We start from the raw sequence: 19120 nt of genomic DNA, 5'->3' as shown, positions 1-19120 counted from the left end.
CCTTGGGAAGAAGAGTCATTAGTCCTTAGTCATTAGTCATTAGTGCGAGCACCTCAATAACTCGCTTTCCGTCCAACGTCATTTTATCAATTACCAATCGCCAATTATCAATTCCCCATGACCCAGTTTCTAATCAACTTCCGTAACCCGCCAGCTCAGCTTCATATTAATCCAGAAATTCCACAGAGTCACGACTGCGATCGCAATTAAAGTCGCCAAATATTCATTCATCCCCAAAATATTAAACATCACATTAACCAGCAGCACATTCAAAATCAAACCCATCAAGCAAATTGTATTAAACTTTAACAGCCGTTTCAAGCGCTGCTTCATTCCCGGCTGTCGCTTAGAAATATCCCCAAAAGTCCACCAATCATTCCAAAAAAAGTTACTGATAATTGCTAATTCAGCAGCAAGAATCAGACTGCGAGTCAGCTCCAAATTTAATATCTCACGCAGCACGTACAAAACCGCCATATTCACAAACACGCCACTGAAACCAACCACGCCAAACCGCAGAAACTTACCCATCGGCCAGCGGGCAAACCGCAATATGAGCAAATGCCGCAAATACTCAATATACTGTTTTCCAGTAACTTTGCTCTCGCCTTCCTTCCGCTCCTGAAACACGTAACCAACTTCTCCAATCCAGCGGATGTTTCCCCTCCCAAGCACTTCAATCAAAATTTTGTAACCGGCAGGATTCATGGTTTTCTCGGCAATGCAACTGCGGCGCACCATAAAATAGCCGCTCATCGGATCGGAAACTCGGCCCACCACTCCCGGTAGTACGATCAATCCGACTATTTGAGCTCCCCGCGACAACAATCGCCTGACAACGCTCCAGTCGCTCACCCCGCCCTCGTCAACGTGGCGGCTCGCAGCGGCCAAATCGGCTCCCCGCTGAATTTCTGCTAAAAGCTGCAACAGTGTCTCCGGCGGATGCTGCAAGTCGGCATCGATCACCCCCAAAACCTCGCCCCTAGAGGCTTGCCACCCGCGAATTACGGCGGTAGAAAGTCCCCGCTCGTCTGAGCGGCGCATCACGCGCAATTGCGGATATTCTGGTGTCAGGGACAGGGCAACTTCCCAGGTGCGATCGGGGCTGTCGTCATCGACTACAATTAACTCGTAGTTGCCGGGAATCATGCCATCAAGCAATTGGCTCAATTGTTCCACAATACTCTTGACATTCTTGCACTCGTTATAGGTGGGAATGACGAGGGAAAAATAAATGGGCGCTGTATCTGTGTCTGTAAAAGTTGAAGCGAAAGTCGGTACAGCAGGAATTTGCAAAAGTCCAGAAGGCACTGGTAACAGATGATTTGTTTGGTTGATGCCCATAAATTAAGTTTCACAAATTAAAAGATGCTTTTGTAAACGTTGAGATTTTAGCAGAGCGTTCATCTACGATCGATTTGTTAAGATATAAAAACGCCTTAATTCTAGGCAGTAATTCTGTAACTGAGCCAAAAATAAAACTGTGGATGCAATTCTAGATCGAGCTTTACAAGGTTATAACATTTCTACCGCCGAAGCCTTGATACTTTTGCAACAAAGAGATCCAGAGGCGATCGCCCAAATTCAAGCAACCGCTGACTTGCTGCGTCGCCGACAATCAGGGGATACTGTTACCTATGTTATAAATCGCAATATTAATTTTACCAACATTTGCGAGCAGCATTGCAGTTTTTGTGCGTTCCGCCGCGACGACGGAGATGAAGGCGCTTTTTGGTTAGATGCAGCCCAAATTCAGGAAAAGGCAACTGATGCAGTGCAGCGGGGTGCGACGGAAATTTGTATGCAGGGCGGCTTAAATCTTCAAGCTAAACAGGGCGGTGCATCTTTGCCTTATTATCTGCAATTGGTAAAAACTATTAAAGATAAGTTTCCGCAGTTGCACTTGCACGCTTTTTCGCCGCAAGAAATAGAATTTATTGCCAGACAAGATAATCTGAGTTTCAGCTATGTAATTTCAGCTTTGCAAGATGCGGGAGTTGGTTCGATGCCGGGAACGGCAGCGGAAGTTCTCGACGATGCGGTGCGGAGGATAATTTGCCCGGAAAAACTAGATTCTGCAACTTGGTTAGAAATTGTGGGAACTGCTCACCGTCTGGGTTTACCGACAACTAGCACGATGCTTTGCGGGCATATTGAAACCGCCTCTCAGCAGGTTTTGCATTTAGAAAAAGTGCGATCGCTCCAACAAACAGCAATTAACAACAACTATCCAGCTCACATCACAGAATTTATTTTACTGCCCTTTGTCGGACAGGATGCACCGGCTCCTTTACGCAGTAGAGTCGGCCGCGATCAACCAGTTTTAGCAGATACATTGTTACTCACCGCTGTCTCTCGAATCTTTTTGGGAAATTTGATTTCCAATCATCAACCAAGCTGGGTAAAACTGGGTTTAGATGGAGCTACAGAAGCGCTCAAATGGGGCTGCAACGACATCGGTGGCACTTTGATGGAAGAGCACATTACTACAATGGCCGGTGCAGTTGGCGGCAGTTGTCAGTCTGTGGAAGATTTGCAAAATGCGATTCGTTCTTTGGGGCGGGATTATCAGCAAAGAGATACAATTTATCGACGTTTAGGGGTTGACAAATTGGCTGTAATAAGTTAATAAATTCGCCATAAATCGGCGGTTGAAACCGCTGCTATACAAACAATGTCCGCCTCCGCGGACTAAGAAATAATTAAGTAAAAATCCCGGATTGAGTACGGGTGAGCAGGGGAGATGTGCGATCGCGCTTTTGACTCAATTCTCGAAATGGCGATCGCACATTTGACACTTCAATCCAACCGAATTAACTTAACTAACAAACTCATGATTTCTCCTTGTTCCGGTGTAATAATGATGCGATTGTCGGGAATGGCGATGGGATGCGTCCAACGAGCAACTTCCGCGTAGCGCAAGGCGTGGAGTTGGTGGATTGTGCGCCGTACTCCCAGCGGCGAACCGATGATGACGTGACGGATGGATTCGCGATTATCGGCCTCAAAGCTTTGGTTGGTTAAAACTTGGGGCGATACTTGGTTCGATGCGGAATCTTGCAACATAGTTTTGACAATTTTCGATAGGTTTGATGCTTTGTAACGGTAAAACCGCGTACAATGACAGATCGAAGAAAAGACAACAATTCCCCTACAGCACAAGTTGCGGTTCTGGTGCTGTCTAATCTTTATTGGCTTAAATCTAAATTAATTTAGGGCAGATGTCAATTATTTTAGGCAAAATCTAAATTATTTAATATAAGTTAACAAATAGCCTATGGAAACCTCAGAAAGAGCCGATCGATCGCCCTTAATGCGATTGAGAACTCAGCGGTTTATGACTCAAAAGCAGCTAGCAGAAGCACTTGGCGTTACGGAAGCGACGGTAAGCAACTGGGAAGCTGGGCGATCTGTACCGAAGCTGACGCCTGTGCAATACAAGAAGTTGCTAGAGATTTTGCAAATTACCTCTGCTGAATTACCAGACCAATTTGGTTTTCCTAGCGATGCTGATGGATAGAAAATGGAATATTATAATTGAGGCGTTTTATCTAAATAAACTAACTCATACAATGTTTTGAAAAAAAAAGGAATATGAGACTTAACATCGCTACTTTGCTCTGAATAAAATCTCCCAATTTCTGACGCTAGTTGCTCTCTATATACCCAATCTTCCCGGCTAAAGTCACCGGATGGCTTAATTAGATGCCAATAATCCTTAGCTTTTTTAATTGTCAGCAAAGCTACTATTAACTCATGCTTCTGGGTTGCATCAGTCGTATTTTGAAACTGATGTTTCCATGAATCCTGGAATTTGTCTAAGTCTAATTCCGTACAATCCAATCCCGAACAATGATTTATGCGCTCTAATGCTCTCTTTGTGTTAAGCTGCAAATCTTTATCGCTACTAATTGTATCAGCCATATCACTATAAATATTTGTTAGTGACGCTAAATTTTCTTGATATTTATAATACGGAGAATTAGGATAATCATCAAATACTGATTGAAGTTCAGGTGTCAGAAAATATGCTTCTTTGTGGATCAAACCTGTAATCCAGATCCGATGCTGTGCTGCGTTTGGCTCTTTCACCTGCGATTTTTCGTAAAGATTGCGAAAAATTGCTTCTGTATCTTTAAAAATATAATTCTCGATCGTTTGCAGTTGCAAGTCTAAATCTATCATTGCAAAAAGTCGCTCGGGAGCTAAATTTGAATTAGTGGTATCCTGTTCGTGTAATGTTAAAAGAGTAAAGTAGGTGTCTATTACATCTTTGCGATCGCCACAGTTGAAAAATGTCGGTCGCTTCTGGCTCCACCATTTCGGAATGCAATCCATATAAAAATTGGCATCTGGTCTGTGCTTCATTGCTTTATAAGATTGAACTGACTTTCTACCCCCGATCTCGGGAATCGTGCCTTCGCACAAGACAACAATTTTGTTTCTAATTTCGGGAGACTTAAGAATTATCTCGCAATGTTCTTCTAGCTGTTCTGGATTAAGACTCATTTGTAATATTAGATTCTTGTTTGATCAGTTTTGGCTCAATTTCTTTAACGTGAGCTGGTGTCAGAGCTTCACACAATGCGTAGGAGTGAGTTGCCAGAATATATTGATTGCTAGGAGCCCACTCTTGAAGGTCTGATATAATTTGATATTGCCAATCTGGATGAAAAGCAATTTCAACTTCATCCATCAAAACTATAGCATCTTTTATGTTGCGGGACTTTAGCCATATATAGATGCTAAGTCTTTTGAGTTCGCCGTGACTTAAATCTTCGGGATATAGTTCTATAGTTTCACCGTTATTATCCAATTTAAAATTGACACCAGCAAAATCTTCATTGAAATTTATTTTTTTATTTGCCAATAGCATATTTAATTCCTTAATTAGAGCTTGATAGCTGTTCCCGTAGCTGCCTGTGATTATCGCTTCTCTGAAATCGCGATCGCGAGCAGCTTTAAATGATTGAATAAGTATATCTACAGCAAGGAATTCATAGGTAAAAAAACCATTTAATTTAGATTTTACCGAGTCAACTATTCCATAATAACCACCATCTCCCTGACTCGATCCTCTAAATAATAATACTTGATAATACCTCGGCAAAAACAGAAAAACTTGTGTTAAAGGAGCTGCCAGAAAAATTTTATCGGACACTTTATTTAAAAATAATTTTCCTTCGTCCTGTTTCAGATTATTAAAATAACATAGTAACTGTGTATTTGGGTTTTCATGACCATTATAGTTTCGATCGCTTGAATAATTACATATATTTATTCTATGCTCTGGCTCTATATCTTCCTGCTGTATATTTTCATCTACCAAAGTAGGATCTTCAAATTTACGGACATAGAATTCAATTTTGAATGTTTCTTCTCCATCCCAAATGTCAATAATGGCTAAGACTCTTTTGTCTTCTCCATCAGCAATTTTAAAGCCGTGAAGTATATTTTGTAAAAACGGTTTTTTATCATCATCACCCGAACAGTGCAACAACACAAAAATCAACTGCAACAGCGTACTTTTTCCGCCACCATTTTGACTTCCCAGCGGAAAAATCTTAGGAACAAAATCCTTTTCAAAAGTGATGTCAATATCTTTTAAACCGCGAAAATCAGGAACTTGAACTCGTAGCAAGTGCATAATAAACTCCTGGTGTTGGGTTGCATTTTTTATTTAAACCCTGAGCCACAATCATTTTAGATTATAACTCACATCTTTTACTATTTTCATGAACAGGCAAGATGCCTGTTCCACAACATATCTATTTCTTGTGGGGTGGGCATCTTGCCCGCCCCAAAAAGACTTGCCTCTCGCCCTTTTACACCTTAAACTCTTCCCCAATCCGTCGCATCGCTTCCTCCACATTTTCCCGACTATTAAACGCCGAAATGCGGAAATAACCCTCACCCGCCGCACCGAAACCAGAACCCGGTGTCCCCACCACATTTACAGTTTGCAGCAACTTATCAAAAAACTCCCAACTCGTCAAGCCGTGAGGCGTTTTCACCCATACATAAGGCGCATTTTCTCCACCATAAACCTCGATTCCCGCCGCTGTCAATTTCTCGCGAATTATCTTCGCATTTTCCATGTAAAAATTGACTAATGCCTGAATTTCAGCCTTGCCTTTCTCAGAATAAACGGCTTCTGCACCGCGCTGCACGATGTAAGAAACTCCGTTAAACTTAGTAGATTGGCGGCGGTTCCACAACTTCCAAATTTCGACATCGGAACCGTCGGCTGCTTTTCCTGTCAAAGTCTTCGGTACTACTGTGAAGGCGCAGCGAGTACCGGTGAAACCAGCATTTTTGGAGAACGAACGAAATTCGATCGCACAATCGCGCGCACCTTCAATTTCGTAGATAGAATGTGGTAAACTCGGATCGGTAATATACGCTTCGTAGGCCGCATCGAAGAAAATAATCGAACCGTTCGCCTTAGCATAATTTACCCAAGCTTGCAAGTGTTCCTTCGTTGCAGTTGCCCCCGTCGGATTGTTGGGAAAACACAGGTAAATTAAATCGACTTTTTTGTCTGTCGGAATTTGGGCAGTAAAATTGTTTTCTGCTGTAATTGGCAGGTAAACAAAGCCTTCGTACTCGCCTTTGTCGTTGGCATCTCCCGTGTGTCCGGCCATCACGTTTGTGTCTACGTACACCGGATATACAGGGTCTGTAACTGCGATCGTGTTATTGTTGCCAAAGATATCGAGAATGTTGCCGCAGTCGCACTTAGAACCGTCAGAAATAAAGATTTCCGAAGCATCAATTTCGCATCCCCGCGACTTAAAATCGTGCTCGGCAATTTTCTCGCGCAGCCATTCATAACCTTGTTCCGGGCCGTATCCTTTGAAGGTATCCCGCGAACCCATGTCTGCTACCGCCGCCACCATCGCCTCGCGACAAGCAGCCGGTAGCGGTTCAGTCACGTCGCCAATCCCCAGCCGGATGATGGGCGCTTGGGGATTCGCATCTGCAAAGGCTTTGACTCTGCGCCCAATTTCGGGAAACAGGTAGCCGGCTTTGAGTTTGAGGTAGTTGTCGTTGATAGTTGCCATAGTTCGATCGCTAGTTTGTCGTAAAATAGCTTACTGCTAATTGGCAGTTGAGTGTTGACTGTTGGCTGTTGGCAGATTGACAAAAAAATCAACCACCTTGTATAATTAGATATAGTGTGCAGTGCAGAAGCAATTATGGACGACATCGAGTACGCCAAACTCTATCAAGAACTGGCGGCAATTCTAAATGAGTTTAAATTGGATTGGGTAGTTCAACAAGTAGCGGATACTGTAGAGATAGGTAAAGTAATTCAAGAGCGATCGCTCAAAAGAAAGACACCTCTGCTCAAGATAGAAGATTATACCGCAAAAGAACAACTTTTGCTGTTAATTGATGCTGTCGGACAAGCGACGGTGAACACTTCCGAAATGGAAGACGAAATAGCTTATTTCTTGAAAGTAGAATCGGAAACCTCTCCTCTGGGCACAAAAATTATTTTTGCCAATTCAGGTGCAGAAACAGCCCAAACAATCGAGTTTACCTCCAGCGTGACTGCCCCTCGCCACAAACAGGCGATCGCCCTCAAGCAATTACTCGAAAAACTGCCCTCAGAGCCTAGCAACTACGCCCTCAATTCCGACATTAAAAGCAAATTAAAAAGCTCCATCGACCCCGATTTCAACGGAGCAGCAGAACAAGCAAGAATTTTTGACGCTTACTTATTCACCATCCTGCTAAAAGCAGTTGCTAATGAAGGCGGTAATATTTATTACAACAATGTTTTAGACGACGAAACACCGAAATATTTAACCTTTAGAAAAACAGCCGGAACAATCCACGGCACCGCACATCCATACACTCATGCTGTGGTGGAATTTCCCGACAAACCAGCCCTAGAAATTCACCTCGGAGTAAAAGTCCAAGGTAGAGCCGGAGTTCTGCACAACTGCAACGTTTTAATTTTGTACCAAAAAGAAGCGAATATCTGTCGCTTGCTCAACCGCGAACCCCGACACTCGCAAGTAATTTTAGCGGTCAAAACTGAACACTACACCTCGGAACTTCAACTAGAAACGGCCGGTGCTTTTATCGGATTAGCGTCAGATATTCGTTACGAAGGCGGCAGCTATTTCATTTCTAACAGTTACTCCCAGCCCGTAGCAAAACTACTAACAACTGCGCGCAAAAAATGGGAGCTCAACATTTTTCCGAGGGCGACAAACGATGTCCACCGGTTGATGTACTCGTTTCAAACGATTTTTAAAGACTTTAAGGCGAGAAACTGATTCAATTAATCTGTTGCGGCATTTATATTTGACTTTTCGGAGGCTGTCGGAGCAAAGGCTTACAAAAAGTTTATTATTTACTAGCAGGGAATTTCAAGGTCGATCGGCTTAACTAAAGCAGGAGTTGCGCTCTCAAACCGAGTTTCTTAGAAAAATCCTCGGTTCTTCGCTAGATATTTAGGCAGAAATCCGGTTTGTGCCCTCGGCGCGCGTAAGTTTTGTAAAGTCTTCTTTTCTCGGAGATTTTGCGACTTCACGCTTTACTGCTTCTATTGCTATTCTTGCTTCTTCCGACTTCCGTTTCTGTTTTTCCTTCTTGTTTCAACATTTGCTACATTAGGCAAGGAAATCATCTATCATGTTCCGAGCACCCAAACCTTACGAATAATGTTTAAGAAAGATAAATCTTCCCTGCTGTTTGCGATCGGAGCCGCTACACTTCTGATCGGTTTAGGCTTTCTCGCGTACTACCTCGTCATTTCTCGCGGGTCCGCCAAAGATTTACCGGCGGGAGCAACGGTTGTCCCGCAAGATGCGATGATGGCTCTATCGATCACTACGGATGAATCGCAGTGGAATAAACTGCGAGAGTTTGGTACGCCCGAGTCAAAAGCTTCGTTTGAAAGGTTTTTAAGCGAATTGCGCGATCGCCTCCTGACAACCAACGGTTACGCCTACGCGCAAGACATTCAACCGTGGGTAGGTAACACAGCAATGGTAGCGTTTCTGCGAAACAAAACAGCAATACCAGTCCCCCCACGGACACCCAACTCGCCCCCGCCTCAGCCAATGCAGCAGTCAGTCGCAATTATCTTGCCAATTGCTAACCCGATTAAAGCCAAAGAATTATTAGCAAAACCCAGATCCCTCAACCAAGGAAAAATGGTTGAGCGCAATTATAAAGGCGTGCAAGTTACAGAAACTCAAGGTATACCCGATCGCAGTTTTTCAGTTGCGGTACTCGGCACAAACTATCTAGCAGTCACCACAGATCCCACGGCTACAGACAGAATAATTGACACCTACAAAGGCGAACCATCCCTCGCCAAAACCCCCGGCTATGCAGACGCCATCCAACAAATAAAAGATCCAGCAGCCTTCGGTCAACTCTACGTCAATATGCCCGTTGCAGCAGCCTTTACAGCAGCCAACTCAGCCCGCGAAATTTCGCCAGAAAACCTGGAAAAACTGCAACAAAATCAGGGATTTGCCACCACAGCGACACTAGATTCAGAAGGCATTGGATTCAAATCCATCTCTTGGCTCAAACCAGATTCCACGAGAAAGATAGTGGTAGAAAACAACGCTTTAAAAATGGTTGACCGCCTCCCAAGCAATACAATCATGATGGTATCGGGCGGCAACTTGCAGCGTTTGTGGCAAGACTATGTATTGGGAGCGGATGCTAACCCGCTGTCCCCAATTAATCCCCAAATTTTGCGTACAGGTTTAAAATCCACTACCGGCTTGGATTTAGATAAAGATTTGCTCGACTGGATGGGGGGAGAATTTTCTCTGTCATTAATACCTGCCAGCGCGCCAAATCCCAAAGACAAATATGCTGCTGGATTTGTATTTATGGTGGAAACAAACAACCGCAGCGCAGCTAACAAATCCCTGAAACAGCTTGATGAAACGATGAAAATGAAAGGGTTTAGAGTTGAGGATATTAAAGTCGGCGGTCAACCTGCGACTAAATGGACATCGCAGTTTGGAGGGATTGCGGTAACTCGCGGCTGGATGAATAATGTTGCGTTTATCGCAGTAGGAGCTCCCGTGGTTGAGGCGATCGTTCCTGCGCCGAAAAGTCCGCTTTTAAGCAGCGAAATTTTTCAGAAAACTGTACGATCGCAACTTAAGCCCAACAACGGCAATTTTTTCATCGACACCGAAACTGCGTTTAACCCGAAAAACCTAGCTTTACCGGAGTTTCCTCCCACCCAAAAAATGTGGATAGATGCCACGCGGTCGATCGGCGTTACAGCGGCCGTCATTAGCGATCGTACCACCCGCTACGACGCTTTTGTCAGACTCAAAAAATCCGACCAATCCACTCCTTCTCCAAAGCCCTCGCCGAATCCTAGTGCACCGAGTCCTTCGCCCACCGTCCAAACTTCTCCCAATTAGCTCTTAAATCATGGAACAAATCCGCCATGAAAACTCTTTATATCATGTCGGGTCGATTGCCATAACAAACACGGTTTGTAGTATCCATTTTTTGCTGGCGGAAAGCGGAGTCAAGTCCGCACTACGAACCTGCTTGCGCGTGCAGTTCGTAGTGCGGATATGATATTAAACAGCAACGGCGGGAGGCAAGATTATTTATTATTTTTATAATTTAATTAGGACTTGTGCAGCGGTTGTCACAAACCTGGTTTAATGGACTAAAATCCTCCGCTGCAGTCCCCAGTAATGCAAAGAAACCGGGTTTCTTGGCGGGCGATTGCGTGCTGGACTGTTAATGTTAGGTCATTGTACAGGCTATTTTGGTAGTGCTTTTATGTAAAGGATTGAGAAAATTGAGGGGGGTTGAATCTTCAGCATTGCTAATCGGATTTGGTGATTGTAGTCATGAATAAAATTCCAAGGGGGGATTTCTCCTAAAAGAATTACGCAATTGATTTAGACTAGCCATACAGAAAAATTTAACATCAGTCTGTGGGTACGATCGCCCAAAACATCTTCCACCATCATCAATCCGCTTCTAATCCGCCGGAATCATCCCCGATCGCACCCTTAACATCCTCCCAGCAACGGCGGATGCACTTTCATACGCCCCAGAACCTAGGAAGCAGAGGGGGAGTACGTTTGAGGTATTTGTGCGCGCAAAGGGCGCGATCGCCCCCTCAAGTGTAATCCCTCACATCGCCTCAATCTTCCTGCGGCAAATTTTCCAGCCAAACCTCTAAATCTGCGATCGACTGAAAATCTAACAATTCCTCTGCTAGAGTTTCAATTTGCTCGATCGACAAATCAGCAATTCTAGAGGTGATAGATTCCGGCAAAGTTCCAACTCGCCAATTTAACAAACGGCGATTTAGCTGACGTAAAATCAAGGCTCTTCCTTCTTGTTCGCGGCCTTGTTCAATGCCTTGTTCAATGCCTTGTTCAATGCCTTGTTCGATGCCTTCTTCCTTAGCTTCCCGATAAAACCGAGTTTCCTCAAGCGTAATCCCTAACATCGCCTCTGCCTCCCTTCGGTTTAAATTTGTAAACTTGTAAACCAGTATTGTCGTCAGCATCTCTATTATGGCGCGACTCGCCGCTTCCGATTCCTCCCGCTGCGATCGCGCCAGCAACAATCGCGCAGCTTCCGGCGTACTCGCTTCGTCGATAGTCGTCAACGCCATCAGCGCCACTCCCAGCGGCAACTGTTCGATCGCACCCAACTCATCCAAATATACCCGATGTACCTGATTGCTGCTGGTGAGCGATCGATAGGGATGCGTTTCTGATTGTTCAGTCGATCGACTCGGATAAATTACCACCGCTTCCCAATCAGTAAATCGCTGGCGGTTGCGATAAAAATACAAAAACGACTCACCAAACAATCTCTCATAAAGCAATTCATCCCGCTGAAACTGCACCTCACAGAAATATACAACTCCCGGTGCAGCATCCGGCGGCAAAAACACCCCATCAATTTCAAACTTCGGTTCCTTCACCGCCACCGAATCAAATCGATACTGTTCCGCATTTGATGGTGACTCTTCCAATAGCTCAAACAACAGCGTCGGAGCTTCTTGAAATAACTTATAAAAAATTGAATCTCGACGCATTAACTCAACATCTCCTATCGTGTGCGGTCGATTAACTTATCTCGGATTGGTTCGTCGTAGTGCGTATGCAAGTCCGCTCCGGGATTGCGTATGCCAGTCCGCACTACGAACTATTTTTGTTATACTAATCGACTGCACATGATATCATCTAGCCTGTGCAAATTATCCAGCCATCAGTCTATTTTAGATTTTAGATTTTCAATTTTAGAATTGACTTTTCTAGATAAATCACCGGAGCTTGAGCTTTGGTCTAAAATTTGGGGAGTATCCACGACTTGATTCGGGGGATTCCGTTGTTTTGCTGGTTGCAAAAACAGCAAGTGGGTAATCTGCTAAATCTATTTTAAACGATTCGAGATAGCCCAATATCAAAAAATATCCTATATTTTCAGTCCTAGACGCACTCCCGACAAAGAAACCGAGTTTTTTACTTAATCTCTGGGTGAAAACGAAGGATTTTCCTGAAAAAACCCCGTTTCTGCCCCTCTACGTCCAAGACTAAATTTGTTAGCGGGCGATCGAATTTCGACCCTCAGCATTCGGTGTTTCCTTACTTTCAACTCGTCCAACCTCAAGCCGTCAGCCAGAATCAACAAGCCCGACTTGACGGGGTGACAGTCGTCTGGTGGGTCAAGAGTAGCTTGTTTTAGGCGTCAGTGCGATCGCCCCCAGGCACCTCAACCATAGCCAAAAACTCATAATTGCCACAAAAATTCCAAATCTCAAACCCAAAACTCCCGAACCCCAGTACGATCGATCTAGTTAGCAAAAATAAGTAAAAACACTACCGGAGTAAATAATATGGATCTGGTCGTACTTCAGAACTGGCTGGACAACATCTCCTTCGCCATCCTGTTCGCAACAATGCTCATCTACTGGGTAGGCGCAGCCTTCCCCAACATTCCCTACCTGGCCGCCCTAGGCACCGCAGGAATGGCCGTCGCCAACCTCTCCATCGCCGCCTTACTCGGTTCTAGGTGGATAGAAGCCGGCTACTTCCCGCTCAGCAACCTCTACGAATCCCTATTTTTCCTAGTTTGGGGCATCACCGCCATCCATCTAGTCGCCGAAAACATGAGCCGTTCCCGTCTAGTCGGAGTAGCGACAACCCCCGTAGCAATGGCAATAACCGCCTTTGCCGCCCTGACTCTCCCCGACACCATGCAATCGGCAGAGCCCCTAGTACCAGCCCTCAAATCCAACTGGCTGATGATGCACGTTAGCGTCATGATGCTCAGTTACGCCACCTTAATGGTAGGAGCATTGCTAGCGATCGCATTTTTAATCGTCACCCGCGGCCAAAAAATCGAACTCACCGGTAGTTCCTTCGGCACCAGCAGCAACCGCAACGGCAACTACCGCCTCCAACGCCCGCAAAACCCCCAACCCCCAGCCGACGACGACAGCGGACAACCTGTTGGCGAACCCGCTTTCAACAGCAATAACGGTTACAGCACCACCGCAGTGCTCGAACTAGCAACCGTTCAAACCGCATCAACCGCCCCAACTCAAACCGCAGAACTTCTCTCGCCCCAGCGCTTGAATCTAGCAGAAACCCTTGATAACATTAGCTATCGCATCATCGGTTTAGGATTTCCCTTGCTGACAGTTGGAATTATCGCCGGTGCCGTTTGGGCTAACGAAGCTTGGGGATCGTACTGGAGTTGGGACCCGAAAGAAACTTGGGCGCTAATTACTTGGTTAGTATTTGCAGCCTACCTGCACGCCCGCATCACTCGCGGCTGGCAGGGAAGACGCCCAGCAATTTTAGCCGCCACAGGTTTTGTAGTAGTTTGGATTTGCTATTTAGGCGTTAATCTGCTAGGCAAAGGTTTACATTCCTACGGTTGGTTTTTCTAATTTCTCAGCCACCAATGGGCCAAAGAAAAACAGCATAAATCAAAGTGTAGGGATTAATAGCATCTCCGGTTCTCAGGTGGCAACGCCCAATATTAGTGTCAAATTCAGCCTAAAATCCTTTGTATCTCTCGTTTGCATCCGAGTCTGCCTCTTTCTCAATTCCCCTTTAAAAGGGGACTTCCATCGCTTCCACCCCCCCTCTTCTTAAGGGGGAGTAGGGGGCAAGAATTCGGCGGGCTCGGAGCCTAATCGTAAAACAGCAGACCGGTACTGCGTTTGAGGTAAACTTGACATCAATGTAATGCCAGCTTATAAAAGCATCGAGAATCAAAAACTTTCTTCCCTTTTCCTTCTTTTTACCCGCTCGCGTAGCCAAAGGGCTCTCTTCCCTTTTCCGTCTTCCTTCATTAACAGGACAATTGATATGGACGAATCACAAATATTTCTCAAAGAAGACGATGTTTTGTCTGCTCCTGCCAGCGCTTTAATGTATCAGTGTACATTCAAAGTTAGCGAATTTATGACCATTATGCAGTCAAAATTGCTAGAACAACACTTATTTTCAGACGGCATGGATTGCGAAGTTTTAAGTGCCGGAAAAAACTGGACAAAAGGCAAACTTAGGATGCGTCTGGAGTTTTACCCGATCGAATCTGAGGTAACAGAACAAAAAGCCCTTCCAGCCTCCCCAGAAACATCAGACACCACGCAGACCTACGACCAAAATAGCTCATTCCCAACTGATACTAATGATGAACCAACTGTAGCCGATTCAACACAAATAAGTGACAATTATCCTTTGTCTGGGTATCCAGACAGCAACCCTCACAGTAGAGGAATGTGGAGCTAAAAAGCAGAAATTTAGAGAATGGGAAAGTGGCAATTGTGAGTGAAAAAAAGGGGGAAATTGCCCTATTACCAATTCCCAATCCCTCCGCTTCGCTCCGCCCAATTCCCAATTCCCTCAACATCCATCTGTTAGGATCATCTCATATTTTTGCAAAAAGCTTTTTTTTCGCTTTGCAAGCTGTCGCGATATAGCACGGGCTTAGTGTCGGCGATGAGCGAGTTTTGTCTAACCGCTCTTCGTGGACAGCACTACCATAGCTTGCAGGCTAGACTGCGAGTACGCTGAACTTCCTTCTTCCTTCTTCCATTTCTCTTCGGACGTTGGACATTGGACGGAAAGCTCGGGAAGGACAGCACCAATGACTAATGACTGTTGACTGTTAACTGTTGACTGTTGACTGTTGACTGTTGACTAATGCCCTGTTTGGCCAATGCCCTGTTTGGCCAATGACCAATGACTAATGCCCAATGCCCAATGACTTACTGCATGAAAAACTGCTCTCATGGCTGAATCTTCCAATTGGACGTACCTCCACGCTCAACTGCACCGGACGCTGCTGCTGCGACAAATATTGCCATCAAATCAGCGATTGTTGGTAGCAGTATCCGGCGGCCAAGATTCTCTGTGTTCGCTCAAATTACTGGTGGATTTGCAACCAAAATGGGGTTGGGATTTAGCGATCACCCACTGCGATCACCGCTGGCGTTCTGATTCTCAATTAAATGCAAGTCATGTAGAAAATTTAGCGAAAAATTGGGGCATATCCTATTATTTGCAAACCGCCTTGTTAGTGCCCAAAACCGAAGCGGCGGCAAGACAGTGGCGGTATCAAGCTTTAACCGAAATTGCGATCGCCCACAACTACCCCTACATTGTCACAGGTCACACAGCCAGCGATCGCGCCGAAACACTCCTCTACAACCTGATTCGCGGTAGCGGTGCCGACGGACTTTCTGCCCTCACCTGGACGCGCCCCCTGTTCGATTTTCGATCGCCGATTTTAGATTTTAGATTGGAGAATCAAAATGAAAATTCCCAATCGAAAATCGAAAATCTAAAATCTAAAATCTATTTAGTTCGTCCCTTGCTCGAAATCACCCGATCGCAAACCGGTCAATTTTGTCAAGAGCAAAAACTACCAATTTGGGAAGATTCCACAAATCAAGACTTAAAATATGCCCGCAACCGCATTCGATCGGAATTATTGCCTTATTTAGAAACTCATTTCAACCCAAAAGCCCAACAGGCGATCGCCCAAACAGCCGAACTCCTCCGCGCCGATGTCGAATATCTCGAACTTGCAGCCAGCGACTTGCTACAGCGAGCAATCTGTCCCATTGCAGACAGCGAGCCGGTAAAATTTCAAATCCCCGTCAAGTTAAATCGCCCGATTTTGCGAGAAGCACCCCTAGCGTTGCAGCGACGGGCTATGCGACAGCTACTGCAACAAATATTACCCTCAGCGCCCAGCTTTGACAGCGTAGAAAAACTCACCAGCTTAATCGCAGCGCCCAACCGATCGCAAACCGATCCATTTCCAGGAGGAGCGATCGCCCGAGTTGAAAAACCTTGGATAATTTTAGATATTTAATTTTCAGCCGTCATGAAACCCGAAAGAACTTCTCGCAGATCCGAAGCTACCCGATCTTGCTCCTCCCCAGTCTGCTGCACGCGATCGAGTTCCGCCCCCGCCGCTTCCAGCTTGAGGCGCAGCCCGCTCAAATTGTCCTGCACCGGTTGCAACATTTCTTGATAAACATTCACCCGGCCCCATAGTTCCGCCATAGCACCTTTTTGGTTGAACAAATTCTGCTCTAACTGCTTGAGTTCGTAACGTTTCGACTCACTTTCTACATTTTGGCGGTTGACATTTTCCTCAATTTGAGATATAAGTTCCCGCACCTGCCTAATTTCATTTTCCAGCCTTTGCAGTTCTTGGCTTTGCTGCTGGCGCACAGAATTGAGCTTTGCAACCATCGGCTCCCAATCAATATCAGCAGGATCTTGTTTTGGAGCATTAGCAGTACCCAATCTTCGCCACAGCACCCCCTGATGCTGCTTCAAAACATCCTCCCGTTCCTGCAAGCGGAGCCGCTGTCCCACCAGAGTTTCGTTCAACATCTGATAACTTTCGAGCTCATCGGCCATTTCATTTTCCAAAGCCATGCGATCGTACTCCGAAGCCGCTTGAATTTTTCCTTGCAGCTCCTCAATAGTCTCCCGTTGGAGAGTCAACTCCTCCTCTTGATCGTTAACAAAGCGGAACACCTTTTCCAAATCCTCTTGCAAGTGTTGCACCAGCCCCTGCAACTCCTCAACCGGCATCTGCTCCAGAGCAGACACATCTACTGCCTGCTCCATACCCCCAGCACCCGCAGCAGATGCGAACCGAGAAAATTGCTCGTACATATCCTCAACAGCCCGCGCCTGCAAAGACATCGACTCAACCTGATCCTGCTTAGCGCTGAGCGTACTTTGATGCCCCTTAAGATCCGCCCGAGCTTGTCCCAAAACATCTTGAGATTGATACCACTCCTGCCAGCGGCTTTGCAGGCTTTGAAGCTGTCGATCAACATCTTCCTGCTGCTGCTGAGCATTGGCCCGTTTTTGCTCCAACTGCTGCCAGTGCAAATCCAAAATTGCTTGCTGAGCCCCCACAACACCAAAAGACTGATTCAATTGTTCCCGAACCCCTTGAGCTGCAGAAATTGCACCTCCCAGCTTGTTCATCAACTCCTGAATCCTCAGTGCCTGCTGCTCGTCGATCGCAGCCCCCTGCGGAATCTGAGACTGCTGAGTCGCCACCTGCTGCTGTTCGCCCCGCAACTGTTCCCAAGCCGTCTCAATTTCCACCCGGCTGCGATCGACCTCATCCCGCAATCGGTTAGCCTCATCGCGAGTATTTTCAATTTCCGAGCGCTGAGCCTCCAGCCGCTCCAACTCCTCCTCCATTTGAGCCAACTGCTCTTCGCGGGCTTGCATTTCCATTTCCCGGCGATTGAGCTCCTGACTCGAAAACGTCAGAGAAGCCTTCCACTGTTCAATTTCCTCTTCCTTATCCTTAAACTTGTCCTGCAAGCGCGAGAAATTTTGCAGAATGCTCACCAACTGGCGGGCAGCCTCCTGAATCCGCTGTACTTGCTTGTTAGCGCTCAACTCAACCAGCACCAGCGTGCCGTCGTTAAACTTATTAGCTTCCTCAACTGGAATCGCATCATCCCCCGGTACGGCACTCCAATTGTGTTCGCCCCGCTGACAAGCTAGCAGTTTCAGTTCAGCCTTACCGCCACCGAGACCAAAGCCGCTTCTCTGTTTTTGTACTTCTGCTAGATACAGCACACTAATAGTCCTCTGCTTCCTAAAACCTATCCAAACATACTTTAAGCTACTTAAAGACCGAAAATATAAGTCGTCTTTAGTGTCGTTTTCCCAATTCGGGGATAGCATCCTTTCCCAACTCTCTCGATCGCTCGCCCACAGCACTATACTCCCCAGCAGTGCATCCAAAAAGCACTGCCGCCGCCAGCTTTCTGGACGAAAGGGAGATCGGTATCAATGTCGCTTGATTAAAGACTAGCAAAACTGCGAGAATTCTCACAGCCCAAAACCGAAAAAGGTCAGTTTTTCGATTTTAGATTAAAGAATTGGATATTGAGAGATTTAAGCTGTTGTGCAAATAAACAGTGTATATTGCTGCAAGAATCCCAAAATCCTGCAATCTTCTCCCCTTCCACCTCTGAAACTCTCTCCCGCTCAATCGCTACCAACAATCTAGATGCAGTACAGCTTGCTTGCAGCATTGCACCTGGGAGCGGGAACTAAAGTCTCAAATTTGGGAATCGCCACTGGGGATAGTCAGCAACTTGTATCCCATTATTTTCGCTCGGTCAATTGGGGCATTGAAAATGTGAGAGTTGAGAGTTGAGATTTGAGATGCACTCCACAGACGAATCTGGGAGGTTGAAGTTTCTTCTAAAATTTGTGGCTCGCCACGACAGGAGTACGCGGCACTGTATCGGTTTTTGGGCGGTGTCAGTCAAAAACTGTCTGTTGATTGTACCAGGCTTTAGTTGCCGATCGAGCGTGATCTCCTCCCGGTTGCCCAAAGCAAGCTTCCAAAGCCGGCGGACTAGGGATTTGAACCGTGCTGTCATAGAATAGTGGAATGACGCGAGCCTGTGACTGAGCTGCAGGCGAGCAAAAAGGTCGATCGAGAGTCTGGATTTTCCTGACAGTTGCCAACAAATGTTCATACTTGACGGCACACAATTTTGGGGTTTAAAAAAGAACTCAAGCAAAAAGATCGACAGCGCAGGGTAAACCTCAAAAGTCTTGCACTC

Annotated in this window: 15 protein-coding genes; 7 read left to right on the top strand and 8 right to left on the bottom strand. The window is 45.8% G+C overall.

The window, feature by feature from the left end:
- Window positions 1-129: 129 nt before the first annotated feature.
- Window positions 130-1344: a glycosyltransferase gene (locus QUA01_RS00190; RefSeq protein ID WP_333088486.1), complete on the bottom strand. Its 1215-nt coding sequence runs from the start codon at window positions 1342-1344 to the stop codon at window positions 130-132.
- A 139-nt stretch (window positions 1345-1483) separates the two neighbouring features.
- Here QUA01_RS00190 and cofH point away from each other — a divergent pair, with 139 nt between their 5' ends.
- Window positions 1484-2629 carry a 7,8-didemethyl-8-hydroxy-5-deazariboflavin synthase subunit CofH gene (gene cofH / locus QUA01_RS00185; protein ID WP_333088483.1) on the top strand — a complete coding sequence of 382 codons (1146 nt, stop codon included), beginning with the start codon at window positions 1484-1486 and terminating at the stop codon, window positions 2627-2629.
- A gap of 170 nt (window positions 2630-2799) precedes the next feature.
- Here cofH and QUA01_RS00180 read toward each other — a convergent pair whose 3' ends face one another.
- Window positions 2800-3066 (bottom strand): hypothetical protein, encoded by a 267-nt coding sequence (locus QUA01_RS00180; protein ID WP_106149473.1) that lies wholly within the window; start codon window positions 3064-3066, stop codon window positions 2800-2802.
- Between the two features lie 211 nt (window positions 3067-3277).
- Between QUA01_RS00180 and QUA01_RS00175 the strand changes: the two genes are divergently transcribed.
- Window positions 3278-3520, top strand: a complete 243-nt coding sequence (locus QUA01_RS00175; RefSeq protein ID WP_333088482.1) for a helix-turn-helix domain-containing protein — start codon at window positions 3278-3280, stop codon at window positions 3518-3520.
- A gap of 11 nt (window positions 3521-3531) precedes the next feature.
- Here the strand turns inward: QUA01_RS00175 and QUA01_RS00170 are convergent, their stop codons facing one another.
- The 3 genes from QUA01_RS00170 to QUA01_RS00160 form a co-directional block, all read right to left on the bottom strand.
- Window positions 3532-4338 (bottom strand): hypothetical protein, encoded by an 807-nt coding sequence (locus QUA01_RS00170; RefSeq protein WP_333265711.1) that lies wholly within the window; start codon window positions 4336-4338, stop codon window positions 3532-3534.
- Window positions 4339-4498: 160 nt separating this feature from the next.
- The gene (locus QUA01_RS00165) at window positions 4499-5647 is read right to left on the bottom strand and encodes an AAA family ATPase (protein ID WP_333088477.1); all 1149 of its coding nucleotides are present in this window, start codon (window positions 5645-5647) and stop codon (window positions 4499-4501) included.
- Window positions 5648-5825: 178 nt separating this feature from the next.
- Window positions 5826-7064: an LL-diaminopimelate aminotransferase gene (locus tag QUA01_RS00160; protein WP_333088476.1), complete on the bottom strand. Its 1239-nt coding sequence runs from the start codon at window positions 7062-7064 to the stop codon at window positions 5826-5828.
- A 135-nt stretch (window positions 7065-7199) separates the two neighbouring features.
- Between QUA01_RS00160 and QUA01_RS00155 the strand changes: the two genes are divergently transcribed.
- On the top strand, window positions 7200-8291 hold the full coding sequence (locus QUA01_RS00155; protein WP_333088473.1) for a hypothetical protein: 1092 nt from the start codon (window positions 7200-7202) through the stop codon (window positions 8289-8291).
- Window positions 8292-8678: 387 nt separating this feature from the next.
- Window positions 8679-10418, top strand: coding sequence for a DUF3352 domain-containing protein (locus QUA01_RS00150; RefSeq protein WP_333088471.1), 1740 nt, complete (start codon window positions 8679-8681; stop codon window positions 10416-10418).
- A 743-nt stretch (window positions 10419-11161) separates the two neighbouring features.
- Here QUA01_RS00150 and QUA01_RS00145 read toward each other — a convergent pair.
- A complete protein-coding gene (locus tag QUA01_RS00145) occupies window positions 11162-12070 on the bottom strand; it encodes an Rpn family recombination-promoting nuclease/putative transposase (RefSeq protein ID WP_333088469.1) in 909 nt (302 codons plus the stop codon).
- A gap of 801 nt (window positions 12071-12871) precedes the next feature.
- On the opposite strand from QUA01_RS00145, the gene ccsB reads away from it, so the two are divergent.
- The 3 genes from ccsB (at window position 12872) to tilS (ending at window position 16371) form a co-directional block, all read left to right on the top strand.
- Entirely contained in the window at window positions 12872-13930 is a 1059-nt protein-coding gene (ccsB, locus tag QUA01_RS00140; protein WP_333088467.1) for a c-type cytochrome biogenesis protein CcsB, read from the top strand.
- Between the two features lie 424 nt (window positions 13931-14354).
- Window positions 14355-14780, top strand: coding sequence for a KGK domain-containing protein (locus QUA01_RS00135; RefSeq protein ID WP_194011953.1), 426 nt, complete (start codon window positions 14355-14357; stop codon window positions 14778-14780).
- A 502-nt stretch (window positions 14781-15282) separates the two neighbouring features.
- Window positions 15283-16371 (top strand): tRNA lysidine(34) synthetase TilS, encoded by a 1089-nt coding sequence (gene tilS / locus QUA01_RS00130; protein WP_333088463.1) that lies wholly within the window; start codon window positions 15283-15285, stop codon window positions 16369-16371.
- Here tilS and hmpF read toward each other — a convergent pair.
- Both hmpF and QUA01_RS00120 read right to left on the bottom strand, forming a co-directional pair.
- A complete protein-coding gene (gene hmpF, locus QUA01_RS00125) occupies window positions 16368-18287 on the bottom strand; it encodes a pilus motility taxis protein HmpF (protein ID WP_333088460.1) in 1920 nt (639 codons plus the stop codon). The two genes, tilS and hmpF, sit on opposite strands and share 4 nt — an antisense overlap.
- A gap of 525 nt (window positions 18288-18812) precedes the next feature.
- On the bottom strand, window positions 18813-19022 hold the full coding sequence (locus QUA01_RS00120) for a hypothetical protein (RefSeq protein ID WP_333088459.1): 210 nt from the start codon (window positions 19020-19022) through the stop codon (window positions 18813-18815).
- Window positions 19023-19120: the final 98 nt, after the last annotated feature.

Source organism: Microcoleus sp. S36a_B3 (assembly GCF_036700745.1).
Lineage (GTDB): Bacteria > Cyanobacteriota > Cyanobacteriia > Cyanobacteriales > Microcoleaceae > Microcoleus.
The sequence above is the reverse complement of the archived record's forward strand: the minus strand, read 5'-3'. Positions and strand labels throughout refer to the sequence as shown.